We start from the raw sequence: 18,468 nt of genomic DNA, 5'->3' as shown, positions 1-18,468 counted from the left end.
CGGCGGATGGGGTGAGAGATTGTCACGGGGGGAGGAGCTCAAGGAGCTGGCGAGCGATCTGTCGCGTGCCGCCGAGAGGGCGCGCAGGCTTGGTCTGCCCACGACCCTCTACTTGCTCTCGATGGCGCTGGTGGAGGTGCGGGAAGCCAGTGCCGCCGCGGCCGACGACGAGGACGATGGCGACGACGGCGCGGCGTGAGAGCTGCCACCGTGCGGCTCTGTGATGTGCGGTCCTGTCATGTGCGGATTTGTGACATGCGGCTTTGTGCATCGCTGCTGAGCGATTGCTGCCGACGAATTGGCGTTGCATGTTTTGCGCTGTCGCAATAGCCAAGGTACTTGCCATCAAGTGATGACGCCGGCTCTGCCTGCGACGTGACGCTTTCAAGGATCTTCGCAAATGTCCATGCTGCCCAATTCGCAAGAGGCCCGGGATGTGGCCTATCAGCTCCATCCCTACACCAACGCGCGCACGCATCAGCAGGCCGGCCCCCTCGTGATCGAGCGCGGCGAGGGGCCTTATGTCTTCGACGCGACGGGCAAGCGCTATTTCGAAGCGATGGCCGGCCTGTGGAGCGTCGGGCTCGGCTTCAACGAGAAGCGGCTGGTCGAGGCGGCGCACAAGCAGATGCAGGCGCTGCCGTTCTACCACACCTTCTCCGCCAAATCGCACGGGCCCTCGATCGACCTCGCCGAGAAGCTGGTCGCACTCGCGCCTGTTACGATGAGCAAGGTGTTCTTCACCAATTCCGGCTCTGAGGCGAACGACACGGTGTTGAAGCTGATCGCCTATCGCTCCAACGCGCTCGGTCAGCCCCAGCGCAAGAAGGTGATCAGCCGCCTGCGTGCCTATCACGGCGTCACCATCGCCTCCGCGAGCCTCACCGGCCTTCCGAACAACCACCGCTCGTTCGACCTGCCGCTGCCGAACATCCTGCACACGGGCTCGCCGCATTTCTACAAGGACGGCGCCCCCGGCGAGAGCGAGGAGGATTTCGCGACGCGCCGCGCCGAGGAGCTCGATGCGCTGATCCAGAAGGAGGGGCCTGACACGATCGCCGCCTTCTTCGGTGAGCCGGTGATGGGAGCAGGCGGTGTCATCGTGCCGCCGGCGACCTATTGGGACAAGATCCAGAAGGTGTTGAAGAAGTACGACATCCTGCTGGTCGCCGACGAGGTGATCTGCGGCTTCGGCCGCACCGGCAAGATGTTCGGCTGCGAGACCTATGGCATCAAGCCGGACGCGATCGTGGTCTCCAAGCAGATCACCTCGAGCTATTTCCCGCTGTCGGCGATCATCCTCAACGACCGCATGTTCGAGCCGATCGCGGACGAGAGCAACAAGATCGGCGTGCTCGGCCACGGCTTTACCGCGGGCGGCCATCCGGTCGGCTCGGCGATTGCGCTGGAGAACCTCAAGATCATCGAGGAGCGCGGCCTGGTCGCGCATGCCGCCGAGCTCGGCGGCTACATGCAGGGCAAGCTGCGGGAGCTGGCGAGCCACCCGCTGGTCGGCGAGGTCCGCGGCGTCGGCATGATCGCAGCGCTCGAGCTCGTGCTCGACAAGGGCCGCAAGACCGCCGCCAGCACGCCGGGCGCCGTGGGCGGCATCGCCAGCCGCATGCTCCAGGAGCGCGGTGTGATCTCGCGCAACATGCTGGATGCCATCGCCATCTGTCCGCCGCTGATCACGACCAAGGCCCAGATCGACGAGCTGGTCGCCGCGATCTCGGGCGTGCTGAATGACATGAAGGGCGAGGTGGCGAAGCTGACGCCGGCGTAAGGCTCTCTCCCCGTCATTGCGAGGAGCCCGCGCGAAATCGCGAAGCGATTTTGCGCTGGCGACGAAACAATCCAGACTGTCTCCGCGGAAAGACTCTGGATTGCTTCGCTTCGCTCGCAATGACGCTGCGGAAGCAGCCGACAGCTACGCCCGCTGCACCCCGATCACGCGGCCCTTCTCGATCGCCAGCGCCAGCTCGCCGCGCTTCAGTTTCAGCGCGGCATCGCCGAACAGCTCGCGGCGCCAGCCGCGCAAGGCCGGTACATCCGCTTCGTCGTCCGCCGCGATCTCTTCGAGATCGTCGACGGTCGCGATGACCTTGCTTGCGACCGCATGGCGCTCCGCGGTCATCCGCAGCAGCACCTTCAGCAGCTCGACGATGGCGGCGCCGTTGGAGTTGTTGCGCGGTTTCTCCAGCTTGGGCAGCTTGGTAAAGTCCCGCGCCAGCCCGCGCTCGACCGCGGCGATGATGTCCGCGCCCCATTTGGATTTCTCGAAGCCCTTCGGCACCGAGCGCAGATGGGCGAGCTTCTCGAGCGTGGTCGGCGCGTGGGTTGCGATGTCAGTGATCGCCTCGTCGCGCAGCACGCGGCCGCGCGGCACGTCGCGGCTCTGCGCTTCCTGCTCGCGCCAGGCCGCGATCTCCATCAGCACCGCGAGATCCTTGGGCTTGCGGACCCGCGTCTTCAGCCGCTCCCAAGCGCGCTCGGGGTGGAAGTCGTAGGTGCGGGGCGAGGTCAGGACCTCCATCTCGATGGAGACCCATTCGCTGCGGCGGCGCTTCTTCAGGTCGGCGTCGAGCGCGGCGAACACGTCGCGCAAATGGGTGACGTCGGAGACCGCGTAATGCATCTGCTCCTTGGTCAGCGGCCGGCGCGACCAGTCGGTGAAGCGGTGGGTCTTGTCCGGGCGGTGGCCGGTGACCTTCTCGACCAGCGCGTCATAGGCGATGCTGTCGCCGTAGCCGAGCACCATCGCAGCCACTTGGGTGTCGAACACCGGATGCGGGATGATATTGGCCTGGTGCCAGATGATCTCGATGTCCTGGCGGGCGGCGTGAAACACCTTCAGCACGCCTTCGTTGGCCATCAGCTCGAAGAACGGCTTGAGGTCGATGCCTTCGGCCAGGGTGTCGATGACGACGGCCTCCTCGGCGCTGGCCATCTGCACCACGCACAGCAGCGGGTAATAGGTGGTCTCGCGGAGGAACTCGGTATCGACGGTGATAACGGGGTGCTTGGCCAGCCGGCTGCAGGCAGCCGCGAGGTCAGCGGTGGTGGTAATCAAATCCATGAACGGCCCATGACACGTGATATCAGCCGTTCTGCCGAAAGTGCTGTGATGTCAAGGGGCTCGATGCGAATTCGAGCCTTGCTTTTGGGCCGGAGGCGCCATTTTCCGATGAAAATCCTATTCGTAGCGGACCCGCTGCGTGGATTTTCGCGCGCAGGGCAGCGCCACCACGAGGACGCACATGGCGACCAGAGCCAGTCCCAGGAACTCAATAACCAACAGATCCACGGCGAAACCTCCAGAAACATTGGTAGATTTGTCGGGAGCACGTTGAGGGTCTGTTAATTCTCGTGGTTACCGGCGGCGTGGGCAGCCGGATGGTGGACGGGGAGTTAATGGACAGACCCGCCCAAACGAATTCGGCGCCCCGCATGACGGAGCGCCGATGTTTGTTGCCGTTGTCGGCGGTCCTTACGGCAGCTTCAGCGAGGTCTCTGCGTTGTACGGCTTGAGCGTCTCGTCGGCGGCCTTCTGCGCGGCGGCGAGGGCTTCCTTCGGCTGCTTCTTGCCGTTCAGGACCAGCATCACCTCGTCCTCGAGGTTCTTGCGGACCGGCACGGTCTTGTAGGTCGCGAACCAGGGTTTTGCGACGTCGAGCTGCTCGACGGCGGTCTTGGCGTCCGGGTTCTTGTTGAGGAATTCGACCATGTCGGGCGTCTTGTAGGCGGCCATGTTCGGCGCGAAATAGCCGGTGGCGCGGCTCCACCAGGCGCTCTTCTCCGGCGAGGTCATCCACTTGATCAGCGTCCAGGCGGCCTTCTGCTTCTCCGCTTCGAGACCGGCCGGAACGATCAGCGAGGCGCCGCCGATCGGCACGGCGTTGCGGACGTTGCGTGGGATGAAGGCGACCTTGTAATTGAACTTGGCGTTGTCGCGCACGTAAGTGAGCGAGCCCGTCGACAGCATCATCATCGCGGCATTGCCGGAGATGAAGGAGGTGCTGACGGCAGGGCCGGGCGTCGCGCCGGGCGCGTGGACCTTGTGCTTGTAGACAAGGTCGTTCCACCAGGTGAGCGCACCGAGCATCGAGGGCGTGTCGTAATAGACCTCGCCGCCGAACTCCTCGTTGTAGTAGCGCCCGCCATTGCTCATGGTGAGCGTTTCCATCATCCAGCCGCAATAGTCGTAGGCGCAGGGGATCGCGATGCCCCATTGGGTCACCTTGTCGCCTTCGCGCTTGGTCAGCTTCTTGGCCCAGTCGGTGAGCTCGGCCCAGGTCTGCGGCGGCTTGTTCGGATCAAGGCCCGCTTCCTTGGCCTTGTCGGCGTTGATGTAGAGCAGCGGCGTCGAATTGTGGAACGGCACGCCGTAGACCGAGCGGTTGATCACGGCATTGCCTTGCAGCGCCGGGAAGAACTGGCCCAGGAATTTCTCCTTGGTGGTGCCGTCCGCAGCGATCAGGCTGTCGAGATTGGTGAGCTCGTTCTCGATCTGCATGTCGAGCAGGAAGTTCGCCGACATGATCACGGCGGCCGGCGGCTTGCCGGCCTTGATCGCGGCGCGCGTCTTGATCAGCGTGTCGTCATAGGAGCCGGTGTAGACCGCGGTCGCCTTGACGCCGGGATGGGTCTCGTTGAACTCCTTGATCAAGGTGCCCATGTCGCGGGCGAGCTTGCCATCGACGGGAACGGGGAAGAACAGATCGATCTCGGTCGGGCCTTCGGCCATCGCCGGGAAGGCGAGGGCGCCTGCCAAAGTGCCGGCCATGGCAAGGCCGAGCATGAGCCTGCGGGAAAACAGCATCGGACAATCTCCTATTTGATGCCTGAGGTGACGAAAGAGCTGATGAAGCGTTTCTGAAAGATCAGGAAGGTGACGAGCAGCGGCGCGATCACCATCAGCGTGCCCGCGGCGATGGTGCCCCAGGCCTGCGTGCCTTCGGCGGTCTTGGTGAAGACCGAGAGACCGACCGTGAGCGGCCGCTTGTCAGGCGAATTGATCACCATCAGCGGCCACAGGAAGTCGTTCCAGTGGCTGGTCACGGAGATGATGGCGAACGCGGAGAAGCTCGGCATCGACAGCGGCACGTAGATGTGGCGGATGCGCTGGAGCAGGCTGGCGCCGTCGATCAGGGCAGCGTCTTCCAGCTCGGTCGGGATCGCTTCGAACGCCTGGCGCATCAGGAAGGTGCCGAAGGCGGAGGCGAAGAACGGCATCATCACGCCGGCGAGCGTGTCGTAGAGGCCGAGCTGCGCCACCAGCGACAGGTTCGGCACGATCAGCAGCACCGGCACCAGCATCAGCTGCATCAGGAACAGGTAGAAGATCACCGTCTTGCCGGCGAAGTCGAGGCGGGCGAAGGCAAAGCCCGCCAGCGTGATGGTGACGAACTGCACCAGCAGGATGCCGGTGCAGATGATCGTGGTGTTGAGCGTGTAGCGCGGGAAATCGCCGATCTCCCAGGCATCCCTGACATTGTCGAGCGTCGGCTTCAGGCTCGGCATCAGCTCGGCCATGGCGTTGATGCCGTCCGAGGCCGGGCGCAGCGTCGCCACGACCATCCACAGGAACGGGATCAGCCAGACCATCGCGAGCAGCACCGTCAGCAAAAAGCCGAGCTTCGGCGTGATCTCGCCCCTTGTGGCGAGCGGGGCGTCCTTCCAGAGCGTATCGATCAGCTTCATGACCCGCCCTCGCGGTTCGCCATGGTCCGGAAGGAGAGCGCGGTGAGGCCCATCAGCGCTGCCAGCGTCAGCAGCGTCGCCGCCGAGGCCTTGCCGATGTCGTAGTGCTCCACCGCCTGCTGGTAGATGTAGAACAGCACCAGATTGGTCGAATTTGACGGCCCGCCCTGGGTCATGACGAAGACGTGGTCGACCTGCGTCACGGCGTTGAGGATCGCGATGACGGTGACGAACAGGAAGGTGGGCTTGAGCTCCGGCAGGATGATGTGGCGCAGGCGCTGATATGGGCCCGCGCCGTCGAGATGCGCGGCTTCCATCACGTCCTCGGGTACGGCCTGGAGGCCGGCGAGGAAGAACAGCATGTAGTAGCCGGCGTTCTTCCAGATCGTGATGATCATGATCGCATAGAGCGCGATGTCGGGGTCTCCGAGCCAGTTCGGCAGCACCGGCAGCAGCCGGCCGATGTAGTAGTCGAGCAGGCCGACATTGGGCAGGAAGATGAACAGGAACAGCGCTGATGCCGCGACCATCGGAATCAGCACCGGCAGGAACAGCGCGGCGCGCAGCGCGCTGTTCACGGCATGGGTGCGCGCAAGCGCCAGCGCGAACAGCAGCGCGAGGGCGATGCTCGGCACCGCCGTGCCCACGGCGTAGATCAGGTTGTTGACGACGGCGCCGGTGAAGGCAGGATCGGCCAGCACCGATGCGATATTGTCGAGACCGACGAAGCGCAGCGGCGCCTTCGGCGTGGCGCGCTGATAGAGCGCATCGACGAGCACGCGGCCCATCGCGCCATAGGTGAACAGCGCGAGGAAGACCAGCGAAGGCAGCAGCAGCAGGTAGGCGGGCAACGAGGCTTTGAAGCGGTTGGAGAACCGCTTCAGGACGTGCAGGCGCGGTGCCGCCGAAGTCGCGACCGGGAGAGCCGCGGGTTCAGCGAGGCTCATCTCATGGCGCCCGGAAATTGAGCGCGTAGTCGCGGCCGTCCACCCCCGCCGGTGGCTCGAAGGGGAAGCGCAGGCTGGTGTCGAGGAAGTCGTGGCTGTGCACGACGAGGTTCTCGTCGTCGATCAGCACGACGCCATAGGCCGGCGGCTCGTGGCTGGCGAGGTGCGGCGCGCCGGGATTGAGCTCGAACCAGACCTGGTGGTTGGTGCCGCGCAGCGTCGAGAACGGGATCTTGCCGAAGCTGCCGAAGATCGGCCGGTGCACATGGCCGAAGAAGAGATGACGGATGCGCGCGCGATAAGGCGCGATCACCTCGGCGAATTCGGCACTCTGCTTCAGCCCGATGTCGTCCATCGCGTGGACGCCGACCGGGAAGGGCGGATGGTGCATGAACACGACGAGCGGAATGTCCGCGGGCGCGGCCGCGAGCGTGCTCGCCAGCCAGCCGAGGCGCTTGGCGCACATCTCGCCGGCGTGGCTGGTCTCGTCCAAGGTGTCGAGGAAGACGAACAGGCCGTGCGGGGTGGTGCGCGTGCCCTGCACGAAGCCGTTGGAATCGCGCGGCGCGGCCTTCAGCGCATCGAGGCAGGTGACACGCTTGTCGTGATTGCCGACCATCGCGATGTAAGGCATCTTCAGCGCGGCCATCGCCTCGGCGAAATTGGCGTAGGACTGAGGCTCGCCCCAATGGGTGAGATCACCGGTCACGACCGCGAACGCAGCGTCGGACTGATGCTTGTTGATGTCGGCGATCGCCGCATCCAGCCGGGCGCGCGGGTCGAGGCCGTACAGCGTCGCGCCCGGGTTCGCCAGATGGGTGTCGGTGAGGTGGATGAATTTGAAGGGCATGGCGCGCTGTCGGGACGGTTGGAGGATGGACGTCTCCGGCAGACGACCCTGACAGGCGGTTAGAGCGCGTGTGTTTCAGTTTGATGACAGCGGTTCCGGCGTCCACAAGCGCCGATGTCGTAGGGTGGATTAGCGAAGCGTAATCCACCTCCTGTGAGCCAACTTCCAGTTGTGCTATTGATGGCTCATGTCCGACTATCGCCGCGCATTCGTCCCCGGAGGATGCTGGTTCTTCACCGTAAACTTGCTCGATCGACGGAAGGGTCTTTTGACCGACCGGATCGAGATCCTGCGGGACGCGGTCGCAGCAACGCGCCGGAGCCATCCGTTCGAGATCGATGCGTTCGTCGTCCTGCCGGATCATCTGCACGCAATCTGGAAACTGCCGTCCGGTGACGCCGATTTTTCGGTGCGCTGGCGGTTGATCAAGACCCGTTTTGCCAAAGCACTTCCGGCGACGGAGCGGCTGAGCGCTGTTCGTTTCGCACGGAATGAACGCGGCATCTGGCAGCGGCGGTTCTGGGAGCATCTCATCCGCGACGAGGCCGACTATGCCCGCCACGTCGAGTATTGTTATTATAATCCCGTCAAGCACGGGCATGTGTCGCGGGTCTGCGAGTGGCCATACTCGTCGTTTCACCGTGACGTCCGCGCGGGATTGTTTCCCGAGGATTGGGGCGGTGACGTGAAGGCAATCGGCGACTTCGGAGAACGGGCGTAATTGGTGCGACAGCTCGTAGGACGGATTAGCGATGCGCAATCCACCTCTTTCTAACCGCGTGTTGACAGAAATGGTGGATTACGCCTGCGGCTAATCCACCCTACGCACTGAGTTTGCGGCTACGTCCCGCAGAACGTCTGCAGCACCCGCTGGTCCGGCAGCGGCGGATCGGCGTAGGCGGCGTAGTCCGGCTGCTCCTCGAACGGCTTGGCCAGCACGTTCACCAACTCCTCGAACGGCGCGTAGTCGTCGTCGTTCACCGCGGCCTGGATCACGGCCTCGACGCGGTGGTTGCGCGGGATGAACATCGGATTGACCGCGTGCATGGCGGCCTGGCGCTCGGCCGGGCCTTGCGGCTCCAGCGCGATGCGCGCGCGCCAGCGGCCGGCCCATTCGTCGAAGGCCGCGGGCTCCATGAACTGCGCGCGCACGTCGGCGCCGTCATCGACCGCGGCGTCACCGAGCTTGCGGAAGGTGAGGGTGAAGTCGGCCTGGTTCTTCGCCATGGCGTCGAGCAGGTCCTGGATCAGCGCCTCGTCGCCGTCGCGCTCCGTGAACAGGCCGACCTTCCTGCGCAGGCCGGCCTGATAGGCGGCGCTGAACGTCTCGGAGAAGGCGCCGAGAATGTCCTGGGCTTCCGCGACCGCCTTCTCCTGCTCGTCGGAGAACAACGGCAGCAGGCATTCGGCGAGGCGCGTCAAATTCCACAGCGCGATGCGCGGCTGGTTGGCATAGGCGTAGCGGCCCATCTCGTCGATCGAGGAAAACACCTGCGCGGGGTTGTAGGCGTCCATGAAGGCGCAGGGGCCGTAGTCGATGGTCTCGCCTGATATCGACGTGTTGTCGGTGTTCATCACTCCGTGGATGAAGCCGACCAGCAGCCAGCGCGCCACGAGCTCGGCCTGGCGCGCGACGACGGCGGCAAGCAAATCGTGATACGGCCGCTCCGCTTGAAGAAGGTCTGGATAGTGGCGGGTGATCACATGGTCGGCGAGCCGGCGCACCGCCTCGGTGTCGCGGCGGACGGCGAAGAACTGGAAGGTGCCGACGCGGATGTGGCTGGAGGCAACGCGCGTCAGCACAGCGCCTGGCAGCGCGGTCTCGCGGATGACGTGCTCGCCGGTGGCGACCGCCGCGAGCGAGCGCGTGGTCGGGATGCCCAAGGCAAAGATCGCCTCGCTGACGATGTATTCGCGCAGGACCGGACCCAGCGCGGCACGGCCGTCACCGCGGCGGGAGAACGGGGTGGGGCCCGAGCCCTTGAGCTGGATGTCGCGGCGGACGCCGTTTTTGTCGATGACCTCGCCGAGCAGGATGGCGCGGCCGTCGCCGAGCTGGGGCACGAAATGCCCGAACTGGTGGCCGGCATAGGCCATGGCGATGGGATCGGCGCCGGCGGGAACCGTCTTGCCGGCCAGGATCTCGGCGCCCTCAGGGGTTTCCAGCAGGTCCGGATCCAGCCCGAGCTGGATTGCCAAAGGCCGGTTCAGCTTGATCAGTCGGGGGGCGGCGACCGGGGTCGGCGCGACGCGGGCGAAGAAGCTGTCCGGCAGCGCCGAATAGGAGTTCTGGAAGGGGAAATGCACCGTCATAGGCTCAAGATAGGGCTGGAACGCCTGATGGCAAAGGCTCGGCCCCTGAAAATGGGCACTTCCAGCTCAAAACAGGGCGTTCCCTTGGTTGCCGCCTTGGTCCTAGCGAGGTAAACCCTGCCGCAACTTCGGACCGGCCGTGACAGGCCGTTCGATTCGCATCCTCCGACATTGATTTTGGGACGACCATGCATCGCTACCGGTCACATACATGCGGCGCGCTCCGCGAGAGCAACATCGGCGAGACGGTCCGGCTTTCCGGCTGGGTCCATCGCGTCCGCGACCATGGCGGCGTGCTGTTCATCGACCTGCGCGACCATTACGGCCTGACCCAGTGCGTGGTCGATCCGGACTCGCCAGCGTTCTCGCTGGCCGAGAAGCTGCGCTCGGAATTCGTGGTGCGGATGGACGGCAAGGCCCGCCGCCGCCCCGACGGCACCGACAATGACGACCTGCCAACCGGCAAGGTCGAGGTCTATATCAGCGAGATCGAGGTCCTGGGCCCGGCCGGCGACCTGCCGCTGCCGGTGTTCGGCGACCAGGAATACCCTGAGGATATCCGCCTCAAGTATCGCTTCCTGGACCTGCGCCGCGAGAAGCTGCACCAGAACATCATGACGCGCGTCGCGATCATCAAGTCGATGCGCCGGCGCATGGAGGAGCAGGGCTTCTTCGAGTTCAACACCCCGATCCTGACCGCGTCCTCGCCGGAAGGCGCACGCGACTTCCTGGTGCCCTCGCGCATTCATCCCGGCAAGTTCTACGCACTGCCGCAGGCGCCGCAGCAGTACAAGCAGCTGCTGATGATGTCGGGCTTCGACCGCTATTTCCAGATCGCGCCCTGCTTCCGCGACGAGGACCCGCGCGCCGACCGTCTGCCCGGCGAGTTCTACCAGCTCGACGTCGAGATGAGTTTTGTCACGCAGGAAGACGTGTTCGCGGCGATGGAGCCGGTGATCACCGGCGTGTTCGAGGAGTTCGCGAAGGGCAGGCCGGTGAGCAAAAACTGGCGCCGTATTCCGTTTGCGGAGGCGCTGCGCAAATACGGCAGCGACAAGCCGGACTTGCGCAACCCGATCGAGATGCAGGACGTCTCGGAGCACTTCCGCGGCTCCGGCTTCAAGGTGTTCGCGCGCATGCTCGGGGATCCCAAGAACCAGGTGTGGGCGATCCCGGCTCCTGGCGGCGGCAGCCGCGCCTTCTGCGACCGCATGAACTCGTGGGCGCAGGGCGAAGGCCAGCCCGGCCTCGGCTACATCATGTGGCGCGAGGGCGGCGAGGGCGCAGGCCCCCTTGCGAACAACATAGGGCCTGAGCGCACCGCGGCGATCCGCGTGCAACTCGGCGTGAAGGAGGGCGATGCCGCCTTCTTCGTCGCCGGTGATCCCGACAAGTTCTGGAAATTCTCAGGCCTTGCCCGCAACAAGGTCGGCGAGGAATTGAACCTCACCGACAAGGAGCGGTTCGAGCTCGCCTGGATCGTCGATTTCCCGATGTACGAGTACAACGAGGACGACAAGAAGGTCGACTTCTCGCACAACCCGTTCTCGATGCCGCAGGGCGGCCTGGAGGCGCTGAAGGGCCAGGATCCGCTGACCATCAAGGCGTTCCAGTACGACATCACCTGCAACGGCTACGAGATCGCCTCTGGCGGCATCCGCAACCATGTGCCGGAAGCCATGGTCAAGGCGTTCGAGATCGCAGGCTATGGCGAGCAGGAAGTGGTCGACCGCTTCGGCGGCATGTACCGCGCCTTCCAGTACGGCGCCCCGCCGCATGGCGGCATGGCCGCCGGCGTCGACCGCATCGTGATGCTGCTCTGTGGCACCACGAATCTGCGCGAGATCTCGCTATTCCCCATGAACCAGCAGGCCATGGACCTCCTGATGGGCGCCCCGTCGGAAGCCACGACGAAGCAGCTCCGCGAGCTGCACATCCGGGTGAACCTGCCGCAGAAGTGAGGCTTTCGCCTCTCCCCGCTTGCGGGTGAGGCCGCGTCGCATCGAAGATGCGGGGCGGTGAGGGGAATTCTCCGCGAGTCGATCTGGCTGATATTGGGTCCGCTCCCTCCACCGTCATTGCGAGCGAAGCGAAGCAATCCAGAGCCGTTCCGCGGAGGGACTCTGGATTGCTTCGTCGCAAGGGCTCCTCGCAATGACGGGGAGGGACTTACGCCAGGCCAGCTGCCGCCTCTTCGCAGTGATAAGCGCCGCTACAGCCCCGTCGACGCCTCGATCCTGAACTGCGCCAGCGCGCTCTCCGGGTCGCTTTGCGAAAGCTGCATCAATTGCATCAGCGGGACCTTGGCGCGGGGCGTGAGCTTGATGGTCAGTGTCTGCCCCGACGTCTCGACGAAGCCGGCCAGCGCATCCACCGCCATCCTCACGTCGGCATTGGACGCCGCGATCCTCTCGCCTTGCGCCCGGATCGTCTGGACGATGGCGCTGCGCGCGGCGTCGCGGCTGACATTCTGCATGCGCGAGAACTGCGCGACGACGAGATCGACGACGCCGCTGTCGCGCAAGGAGAGCTCGATCGCACCGGTCTCGACCTGCGCCGCCTGACCCATCGCCTGCACTGGGTTGGTCGTGGTGAACAGGCCGCGCGGCACATTGGCGAGCGCGAAGCGGGCTTGCGCCTTGGCGAGGTCGCCGAGCTCGATGCTCGCCGGCGCGAGCGCGAACGCGCCGGACGATTCCGTCCAGGCGGCGCCGAGATCGAGGTCGATCGCGAGCTTGTCGACACCCGCCATGATCAGCGGCCGTAGCGCCGGATTGGCGGTATCCGTGGGCGTGACCATCTTCACGACCAGATTGGTCTTGCTGGGGATCGAGCCGACCAGCTGGCCCCAGTTCAGGCTGATTGTATCGATGGTAACGAATTGACGCGTGTTCTTGTATGGTGAGACGACGCCCTTGATCTCGGCGCCTTCGAGTACCCGGAACAGGCCCAGCATCTGGTCGGGCGAGGGCGGCTTTCCGGGACTGCTGAGACCGGAGGCCCAGCGCATGAAGTTCGGCATGCTGAAGGATTTGAGCGCGAAGCGCTCCATCTTGAACTGACCCTGCGGCGAGGGTGCATCGACGCCCTCGATTGCGAAGTCGCCCTGCCGGTAGCGGATCGCGTTGATCTTCCCGGTTCCCTGCGGTGTGCCGATCGAGGTCTTGCCGATCTCGGCCTTGCCGACGCGAATGCCGTCGTAGAATCCAGCGACCTTCTCCATCAGCTCGCGCGTTTGCGCCTGCGTTGGCGGGGTCGACTTGTCCTGCGGCAGCATGGCAAACATCTCGAACAAACGGAGCCTCGACGGCTGCACGTCGATGTCTTCCATGGCGAAGCCGTCGATATCCATACGCAGGCCCAGCGCGGACTTCAGCACATAAGGGCCGCTCGAGATTTGCCGGTAGACCCGGCGGTAGCTGTCGTCACCGCTCGCTTGTGGATCGAGTGCGGCGAGGATCGGGGTCGAGTCGAAATCGTTGACGATGAGGGTCGAGATCTCGCCAGTCAGCTTGTCCGCGTTGCCCGGCTGCGTCACGTTGATCGTGAAGGTGGCGCGGTCCGTCTTCATCGCATCGACCTTGCCGCGGCCGAGATTTTGCAGCGCGAGGCCGGAATAGAGCACTTCACCGCTGCCGCCGCTGCTGCCGGCGTCGAAATTGATGTTGATGGACGGGACCGTCACGGACGTTGCCGTCACGCTCGCGAACTGGACAAGCACGAACCGGTACGCGTCGATCAGAGAGCTCGATGTCGGTATGTTTTGAACGTGGAGGGAACCTGCATAGTCGCGCAGTGTCGTCTGCGGGACCTTGTAGGCCACTTTCAACTTGCCGGGGCCGACGTCGTCCAACGCAATCTCGACACCCGTGATGTCGATGCTGTCGGCCGAGAACCTGGCATCATCGATCAAGTGGACGCCTGTGCCCTTGATGCCGGCGATCTTGATCTTCGCCTGCGGCTGGTGGGCAGGCTCGACCGCGATGTCCTCGATCGTCAGCGTCCGGGTCGCGAACTCGAACGTGATCTTGCCATGGCTGGCCTTGCCGCCGCCCGCGCGCATCTGCTCGAAGGCTGCCTCGACCTCGCTGGTGGCCCGGTGCTGGACGTAGAGATTGAAGCCGAACCATCCGCCCGCGCCGAGCACGGCTGCCATGATCAGGCCGATCAGGATTCGCTTCATTCCCGGCTCCAGTTGCTCGTTCTACACCGCGCAACCTGCCATATTCGGCAAACGCCGCGCGGTCCAGGGAAAGCTATGGTTTTCAGACAGTTGACTGCGCGCCCTGTTGATGGGGTCGCAATCGGATGTTGCCACCGGGGCACCCGGCGTGCTTCATCCCGTTTCCATGACCCGGAAATACCGTTTCGCTTGGGCGGCAGCTCCGGATCATGCATTTTGATGCCGGTAACGTGAGGCGAGACTCCGCATGTCGTCCTATTCTGATGATCTCCACCAGGCGGCGCTGGCCTATCATCGTCTGCCGCGCCCCGGAAAGCTCGAGATTCAGGCAAGCAAGCCGCTCGCCAACCAGCGCGATCTCGCGCTCGCCTATTCTCCGGGCGTTGCCGCCGCCTGCACCGAGATCGCCAAGAACCCGGCCGAGGCGGCCACGCTCACCACCCGCGCCAACCTGGTCGCGGTGGTCTCCAACGGCACCGCGGTGCTCGGCCTTGGCAATATCGGCCCGCTGGCCTCCAAGCCGGTGATGGAAGGCAAGGCGGTCCTGTTCAAGAAATTCGCCGGCATCGATGTGTTCGACATCGAGATTGCCGCCGACACCATCGACCGTGTGGTCGAGACGGTGGCGGCGCTCGAGCCGACCTTCGGCGGCATCAATCTGGAAGACATCCGCGGACCGGAGTGTTTCGAGATCGAGACGCGCCTGAAGGAGCGCATGAAGATCCCGGTCTTCCATGACGACCAGCACGGCACCGCCATCATCGTCGCCGCGGCGATCACCAACGGCCTCAGGCTGAACGGCAAGAAGCTGTCGGAGGTCAAGATCGTGGCCTCGGGGGCAGGGGCCGCCGCGCTCGCTACGCTGAACCTGCTCGTCTCGATGGGCGCACAGCGGAAGAACATCTGGGTCTGCGACATCGACGGTCTCGTGCATGAGGGGCGCAACACCTCGATGGACCGCTGGAAGGCGGTCTATGCGCAGAAGACCGACAAGCGCACGCTCGCCGACGTCATCGGCGGCGCCGATATCTTCATCGGGCTCTCGGCACCCGGCGTGCTCAAGCCCGAGATGGCCAAGGCGATGGGTGACAAGCCCTTGATCATGGCGCTCGCCAATCCCGTGCCGGAGATCATGCCGGAAGAGGCGCGGAAGGCGCGCCCCGACGCCATGATCTGCACCGGCCGCTCGGACTATCCGAACCAGGTCAACAACGTCCTCTGCTTTCCCTTCATCTTCCGCGGCGCGCTCGACGTCGGCGCCACCGCGATCAACGAGGAGATGAAGCACGCCGCCGTCGAGGCCATCGCGCAGCTCGCGCGCGAGGCGCCGTCGGATGCGGTCGCGCAGGGTTTTGACACGGGCGAGACCCAAGGGTTCGGCCCGGGCTCGCTGATCCCGAGTCCGTTCGACCCGCGCCTGATTCTGCGCATCGCGCCGGCTGTCGCCAAGGCGGCGATGGAGTCGGGTGTCGCGACGCGACCCATCACCAATTTCGACGAGTACACCGCGCTGCTCGAGCGCTTCGCCTTCCGCTCCGGCCTCGTCATGAAGCCGATGTTCGCCAAGGCCAAGACCCAGCCGGTGCGGGTGATCTATGCCGAAGGCGAGGACGAACGCGTGCTGCGCGCGACGCAAGTCGTGCTGGAGGAGAACCTGGCGCGGCCGATCCTGGTCGGCCGTCCTTCTGTCGTGGAGGCGCGCATCAAGCGCTTCGGGCTCTCGATCCGCGCCGGCAAGGACTTCGACCTGGTCAATCCCGAGGACGATCCGCGCTACCGCTCCTATGTGCAGTCTTATGTCGAGGTCGCGGGCCGCCGCGGCGTCACGCCGGATGCCGCCCGCACGGTCGTGCGCACCAACAACACCGTGATCGCGGCGCTCGCGGTGACGCGTGGCGAGGCGGATGCCATGCTTTGCGGCGTCGAGGGCCGCTACATGAGCCATCTGCGCCATGTCCGCGAGATCATCGGCTTCTCGCCTGATATCAGCGACTACGCGGCGCTTGCGCTGCTGATCACCAGCAAGGGCGCCTTCTTCATCGCCGACACGCAGGTTCGGCCCAACCCGAGCGCGGAAGAGCTCGCGGAGATCGCATCGCTCGCCGCGGTCCACGTGCAGCGCTTCAACATCAAGCCGAAGATCGCCTTCGTCTCGCACTCGGATTTCGGCAGCTACGACACCGAATCCTCGCGCAAGATGCGGCGGGCGACCCAGCTGTTGAAGGAGAAGCATCCGGAGATCGAGGCCGACGGCGAGATGCAGGGCGACACCGCACTCTCCGCCGCTGCGCGAAGGATGGTGCTGCCGCACTCCAAGCTGGAGGGCGAGGCCAACATCCTGATCATGCCGACCCTCGACACCGCCAACGTCGCCTATCAGATGATCAAGTCGCTGGCGGACGCGCTGCCCGTCGGCCCGATCCTGGTCGGCCCGGCGCATCCCGCGCATATCCTGACGCCGTCGGTGACTGCGCGCGGCATCCTCAACATGACGGCTGTCGCCGTCGTCGAAGCCCAGGAGCGGGCAGCCCGGCAGCAGCCGACGTTGTTTACCTGAGACGGTCGCCGACGCTGCTTCGCCTCTCCCCGCGCGCGGGGAGAGGCCGGAATTTGCGACAGCAAATTCCGGGTGAGGGGGAGTCTCCGCGAATCCAGCTCTCACCGCGATTGCGGAAGCAGCCCCTCACCCCAACCCTCTCCCCGTAAGAACGGGGCGAGGGAGCGCAGCGCCCGAGCCTCTCGATCTCAATCTTTTCAAAACGGTTCTCCATTTCCCCGTTTGTAAACCGGCGCACGACTCTTCATAATCTCTTCAAGCGTTCCGTGCTGTAGCGCTTTGCCAAGAGGCCGATCATGCCAGCGTTCGTGACTTTCGGGCGAATCCTGTTCGCCGTGCTGTTCATCTACACGGGCGCGACCAAGCTCTTTGCCATCCAGGAGACTGCCGACTTTATCGCCACCAGGGTCGTGGTGCCTGATGTCATCGCGCCTTACGCCACGCAGGTCGAGACGGCGACGGCCATGACCACGCCGCAGCTGCTGGCGATCGCGGTCGGCGGACTCGAGGTCATCGCAGGGCTGATGATCGCGCTGAATTTCGGCGCGCGCTTCTTCGCGATGCTGCTGATCATCTACGTCGCCGTCGCGACCGTCCTGTTCTACGATTTCTGGAACCAGACCCCGCCGGACAACGCCAAGATGCTGGTCGACGCGCTCAAGAACCTGTCGATCATCGGCGCGCTCTGCATGATCATCGGCTACGGCCGCACCACGCGTCCGGCAGAGGCGGCCTACGGCGACGTGTAGCGATCAATGCGCCCTTGGGGGCGCGATCTCGCGCATCCAGCGGGAAATCGTTGCGCTGCTCGTTGCATCGGTGCCGTGCTGAAGGCCGAGCAATGCGGCCTCGCGCGCTGCGCGGGGCGTAATGCCGTAGGCTGCCTTGAACGAGCGCGTGAAATGCGCGTCGGTGCCGAGCTGCCAGCGCCGCGCGACCTCGCTGATGCGCGGACCACGCGCGCCCGAATTGGCGAGATCGAAGAACGCGCGGTGCAGCCGACGGCTGCGAATGTAGTCCGCGATGCCACCGACGGGCGCGAACAACCGGTACAGTGAAGCCCGGGACAGGCCGAAATGGGCCGCGATCGAATTGGCCGACAGATCCTCGCTGGCAAGGCCAGCCTCGATATATTGCCGAATCCGCATCAAGGACGGGCTCGCAGCGACGGTATGGTCGGCGTCAGCGTCGCCGCGTTCGATTTCGTTGCGCAGGCAGGCGGCCAGCAGCGAGACCGTGCCCTCGACCACCGATTGACATTCGTCGAGCGTCATGCGGGGCGCAAATTCGACCAGGGCGGTGAGATGTCCCGCCAGCAGCCTTGCGATCACGCTGCTGCCGGACAGGACCAGGCCGTGCAGGTCATCGACTCGCAAGAGATGGGTGCCGAACATCGGGCGCGGCACGACCGGCGTGACATTCTCGAAAGCCGTCGCCTTGGTCTCCAGAGTCTGGGCGAGGTCGAACAGGCAGATGTCGCCGGCGCGCACACGGATCGGCCGGGTGCCGGCGACCCCGTCGTAGCCACCCTTGAGATAGAGCTGGAGAATGATGTGGTCGACGCCGCTGCGCGCAATCGTTTCGGGGGTGCGGCGGAAACGCTGGCCGCTGGCACGGCTCAGCCCGATCAGCACCGGGCCCATGGCGTAGGAGCTGAGGTCGGCGCGAAACGGGACCGGTTCATCGGCGGCGAGCTCATCGACCTCGAACAGCGTGGCGACGGCTTCCCGCCACGCTGCGACGTTGGCCTCCGTCTCCATCTGATCGGCGCTGAAGCCGAATGCCGGCAGCAGGGACGATATCGGGGCGACATCATCATTCAATCCGAAGGCGTCCGTCGGACCTGTGGTCGTGCAGTCGTCGCTCATTGTGGCCGCGGTCAGTCTTGCTCTTTTGTCTCAGTCTATTGATGCGGTGT

The 18,468-nt window shown here is 64.8% G+C and carries 14 protein-coding genes; 6 read left to right on the top strand and 8 right to left on the bottom strand.

The window, feature by feature from the left end:
• Positions 1-19: 19 nt before the first annotated feature.
• A complete protein-coding gene (locus H1B27_RS15680; RefSeq protein ID WP_061876497.1) occupies positions 20-199 on the top strand; it encodes a hypothetical protein in 180 nt (59 codons plus the stop codon).
• Between the two features lie 201 nt (positions 200-400).
• Positions 401-1,783 (top strand): aspartate aminotransferase family protein, encoded by a 1,383-nt coding sequence (locus H1B27_RS15675; protein ID WP_131871592.1) that lies wholly within the window; start codon positions 401-403, stop codon positions 1,781-1,783.
• A 144-nt stretch (positions 1,784-1,927) separates the two neighbouring features.
• Here the strand turns inward: H1B27_RS15675 and rnd are convergent, their stop codons facing one another.
• The 5 genes from rnd to H1B27_RS15650 all read right to left on the bottom strand — a co-directional run bounded on the left by rnd (position 1,928) and on the right by H1B27_RS15650 (position 7,497).
• Complete coding sequence (rnd, locus tag H1B27_RS15670) at positions 1,928-3,076, bottom strand: ribonuclease D (RefSeq protein WP_061876499.1); 1,149 nt, start codon at positions 3,074-3,076, stop codon at positions 1,928-1,930.
• A gap of 411 nt (positions 3,077-3,487) precedes the next feature.
• Positions 3,488-4,819 (bottom strand): ABC transporter substrate-binding protein, encoded by a 1,332-nt coding sequence (locus tag H1B27_RS15665; RefSeq protein ID WP_197966668.1) that lies wholly within the window; start codon positions 4,817-4,819, stop codon positions 3,488-3,490.
• 11 nt (positions 4,820-4,830) lie between these two features.
• A complete protein-coding gene (locus H1B27_RS15660) occupies positions 4,831-5,700 on the bottom strand; it encodes a carbohydrate ABC transporter permease (protein ID WP_061876501.1) in 870 nt (289 codons plus the stop codon).
• Positions 5,697-6,647 (bottom strand): carbohydrate ABC transporter permease, encoded by a 951-nt coding sequence (locus H1B27_RS15655; protein WP_061876502.1) that lies wholly within the window; start codon positions 6,645-6,647, stop codon positions 5,697-5,699. Before H1B27_RS15655 ends, H1B27_RS15660 begins: the two co-directional genes overlap by 4 nt.
• Position 6,648: 1 nt before the next feature.
• Positions 6,649-7,497, bottom strand: coding sequence for a phosphodiesterase (locus H1B27_RS15650; protein WP_197966667.1), 849 nt, complete (start codon positions 7,495-7,497; stop codon positions 6,649-6,651).
• 187 nt (positions 7,498-7,684) lie between these two features.
• Between H1B27_RS15650 and H1B27_RS15645 the strand changes: the two genes are divergently transcribed.
• Positions 7,685-8,218 (top strand): REP-associated tyrosine transposase, encoded by a 534-nt coding sequence (locus H1B27_RS15645; protein WP_197966666.1) that lies wholly within the window; start codon positions 7,685-7,687, stop codon positions 8,216-8,218.
• A 119-nt stretch (positions 8,219-8,337) separates the two neighbouring features.
• On the opposite strand, the gene H1B27_RS15640 is transcribed toward H1B27_RS15645, so the two are convergent.
• Entirely contained in the window at positions 8,338-9,810 is a 1,473-nt protein-coding gene (locus tag H1B27_RS15640) for a protein adenylyltransferase SelO (RefSeq protein ID WP_197966665.1), read from the bottom strand.
• Positions 9,811-9,998: 188 nt separating this feature from the next.
• Here H1B27_RS15640 and aspS point away from each other — a divergent pair, with 188 nt between their 5' ends.
• A complete protein-coding gene (gene aspS, locus H1B27_RS15635; protein ID WP_197966664.1) occupies positions 9,999-11,771 on the top strand; it encodes an aspartate--tRNA ligase in 1,773 nt (590 codons plus the stop codon).
• Between the two features lie 251 nt (positions 11,772-12,022).
• On the opposite strand, the gene H1B27_RS15630 is transcribed toward aspS, so the two are convergent.
• Entirely contained in the window at positions 12,023-13,993 is a 1,971-nt protein-coding gene (locus tag H1B27_RS15630; RefSeq protein ID WP_197966663.1) for an aq_1923 C-terminal domain, read from the bottom strand.
• 247 nt (positions 13,994-14,240) lie between these two features.
• On the opposite strand from H1B27_RS15630, the gene H1B27_RS15625 reads away from it, so the two are divergent.
• Together H1B27_RS15625 and H1B27_RS15620 are read left to right on the top strand one after the other, a co-directional pair.
• Positions 14,241-16,550, top strand: coding sequence for an NADP-dependent malic enzyme (locus H1B27_RS15625; protein ID WP_197966662.1), 2,310 nt, complete (start codon positions 14,241-14,243; stop codon positions 16,548-16,550).
• A 296-nt stretch (positions 16,551-16,846) separates the two neighbouring features.
• Positions 16,847-17,299, top strand: coding sequence for a DoxX family membrane protein (locus H1B27_RS15620; RefSeq protein WP_197966661.1), 453 nt, complete (start codon positions 16,847-16,849; stop codon positions 17,297-17,299).
• A 3-nt stretch (positions 17,300-17,302) separates the two neighbouring features.
• On the opposite strand, the gene H1B27_RS15615 is transcribed toward H1B27_RS15620, so the two are convergent.
• Positions 17,303-18,418 (bottom strand): helix-turn-helix domain-containing protein, encoded by a 1,116-nt coding sequence (locus H1B27_RS15615; RefSeq protein WP_197966660.1) that lies wholly within the window; start codon positions 18,416-18,418, stop codon positions 17,303-17,305.
• Positions 18,419-18,468: the final 50 nt, after the last annotated feature.

It is taken from the genome of Bradyrhizobium diversitatis (assembly GCF_016031635.1).
GTDB lineage: Bacteria > Pseudomonadota > Alphaproteobacteria > Rhizobiales > Xanthobacteraceae > Bradyrhizobium > Bradyrhizobium diversitatis.
Note: the sequence above shows the minus strand (reverse complement) of the source record. Positions and strands in the feature narration are given on the sequence as shown.

Coding starts and splice junctions, on each gene's coding strand:
- rnd (WP_061876499.1), bottom strand. CDS start 3,076: ATGGATTTGATTACCACCACCGCTGACCTCGCGGCTGCCTGCAGCCGG.
- H1B27_RS15630 (WP_197966663.1), bottom strand. CDS start 13,993: ATGAAGCGAATCCTGATCGGCCTGATCATGGCAGCCGTGCTCGGCGCG.
- H1B27_RS15665 (WP_197966668.1), bottom strand. CDS start 4,819: ATGCTGTTTTCCCGCAGGCTCATGCTCGGCCTTGCCATGGCCGGCACT.
- H1B27_RS15650 (WP_197966667.1), bottom strand. CDS start 7,497: ATGCCCTTCAAATTCATCCACCTCACCGACACCCATCTGGCGAACCCG.
- H1B27_RS15655 (WP_061876502.1), bottom strand. CDS start 6,647: ATGAGCCTCGCTGAACCCGCGGCTCTCCCGGTCGCGACTTCGGCGGCA.
- H1B27_RS15620 (WP_197966661.1), top strand. CDS start 16,847: ATGCCAGCGTTCGTGACTTTCGGGCGAATCCTGTTCGCCGTGCTGTTC.
- H1B27_RS15660 (WP_061876501.1), bottom strand. CDS start 5,700: ATGAAGCTGATCGATACGCTCTGGAAGGACGCCCCGCTCGCCACAAGG.
- H1B27_RS15640 (WP_197966665.1), bottom strand. CDS start 9,810: ATGACGGTGCATTTCCCCTTCCAGAACTCCTATTCGGCGCTGCCGGAC.
- H1B27_RS15625 (WP_197966662.1), top strand. CDS start 14,241: ATGTCGTCCTATTCTGATGATCTCCACCAGGCGGCGCTGGCCTATCAT.
- H1B27_RS15675 (WP_131871592.1), top strand. CDS start 401: ATGTCCATGCTGCCCAATTCGCAAGAGGCCCGGGATGTGGCCTATCAG.
- H1B27_RS15615 (WP_197966660.1), bottom strand. CDS start 18,418: ATGAGCGACGACTGCACGACCACAGGTCCGACGGACGCCTTCGGATTG.
- H1B27_RS15645 (WP_197966666.1), top strand. CDS start 7,685: ATGTCCGACTATCGCCGCGCATTCGTCCCCGGAGGATGCTGGTTCTTC.
- aspS (WP_197966664.1), top strand. CDS start 9,999: ATGCATCGCTACCGGTCACATACATGCGGCGCGCTCCGCGAGAGCAAC.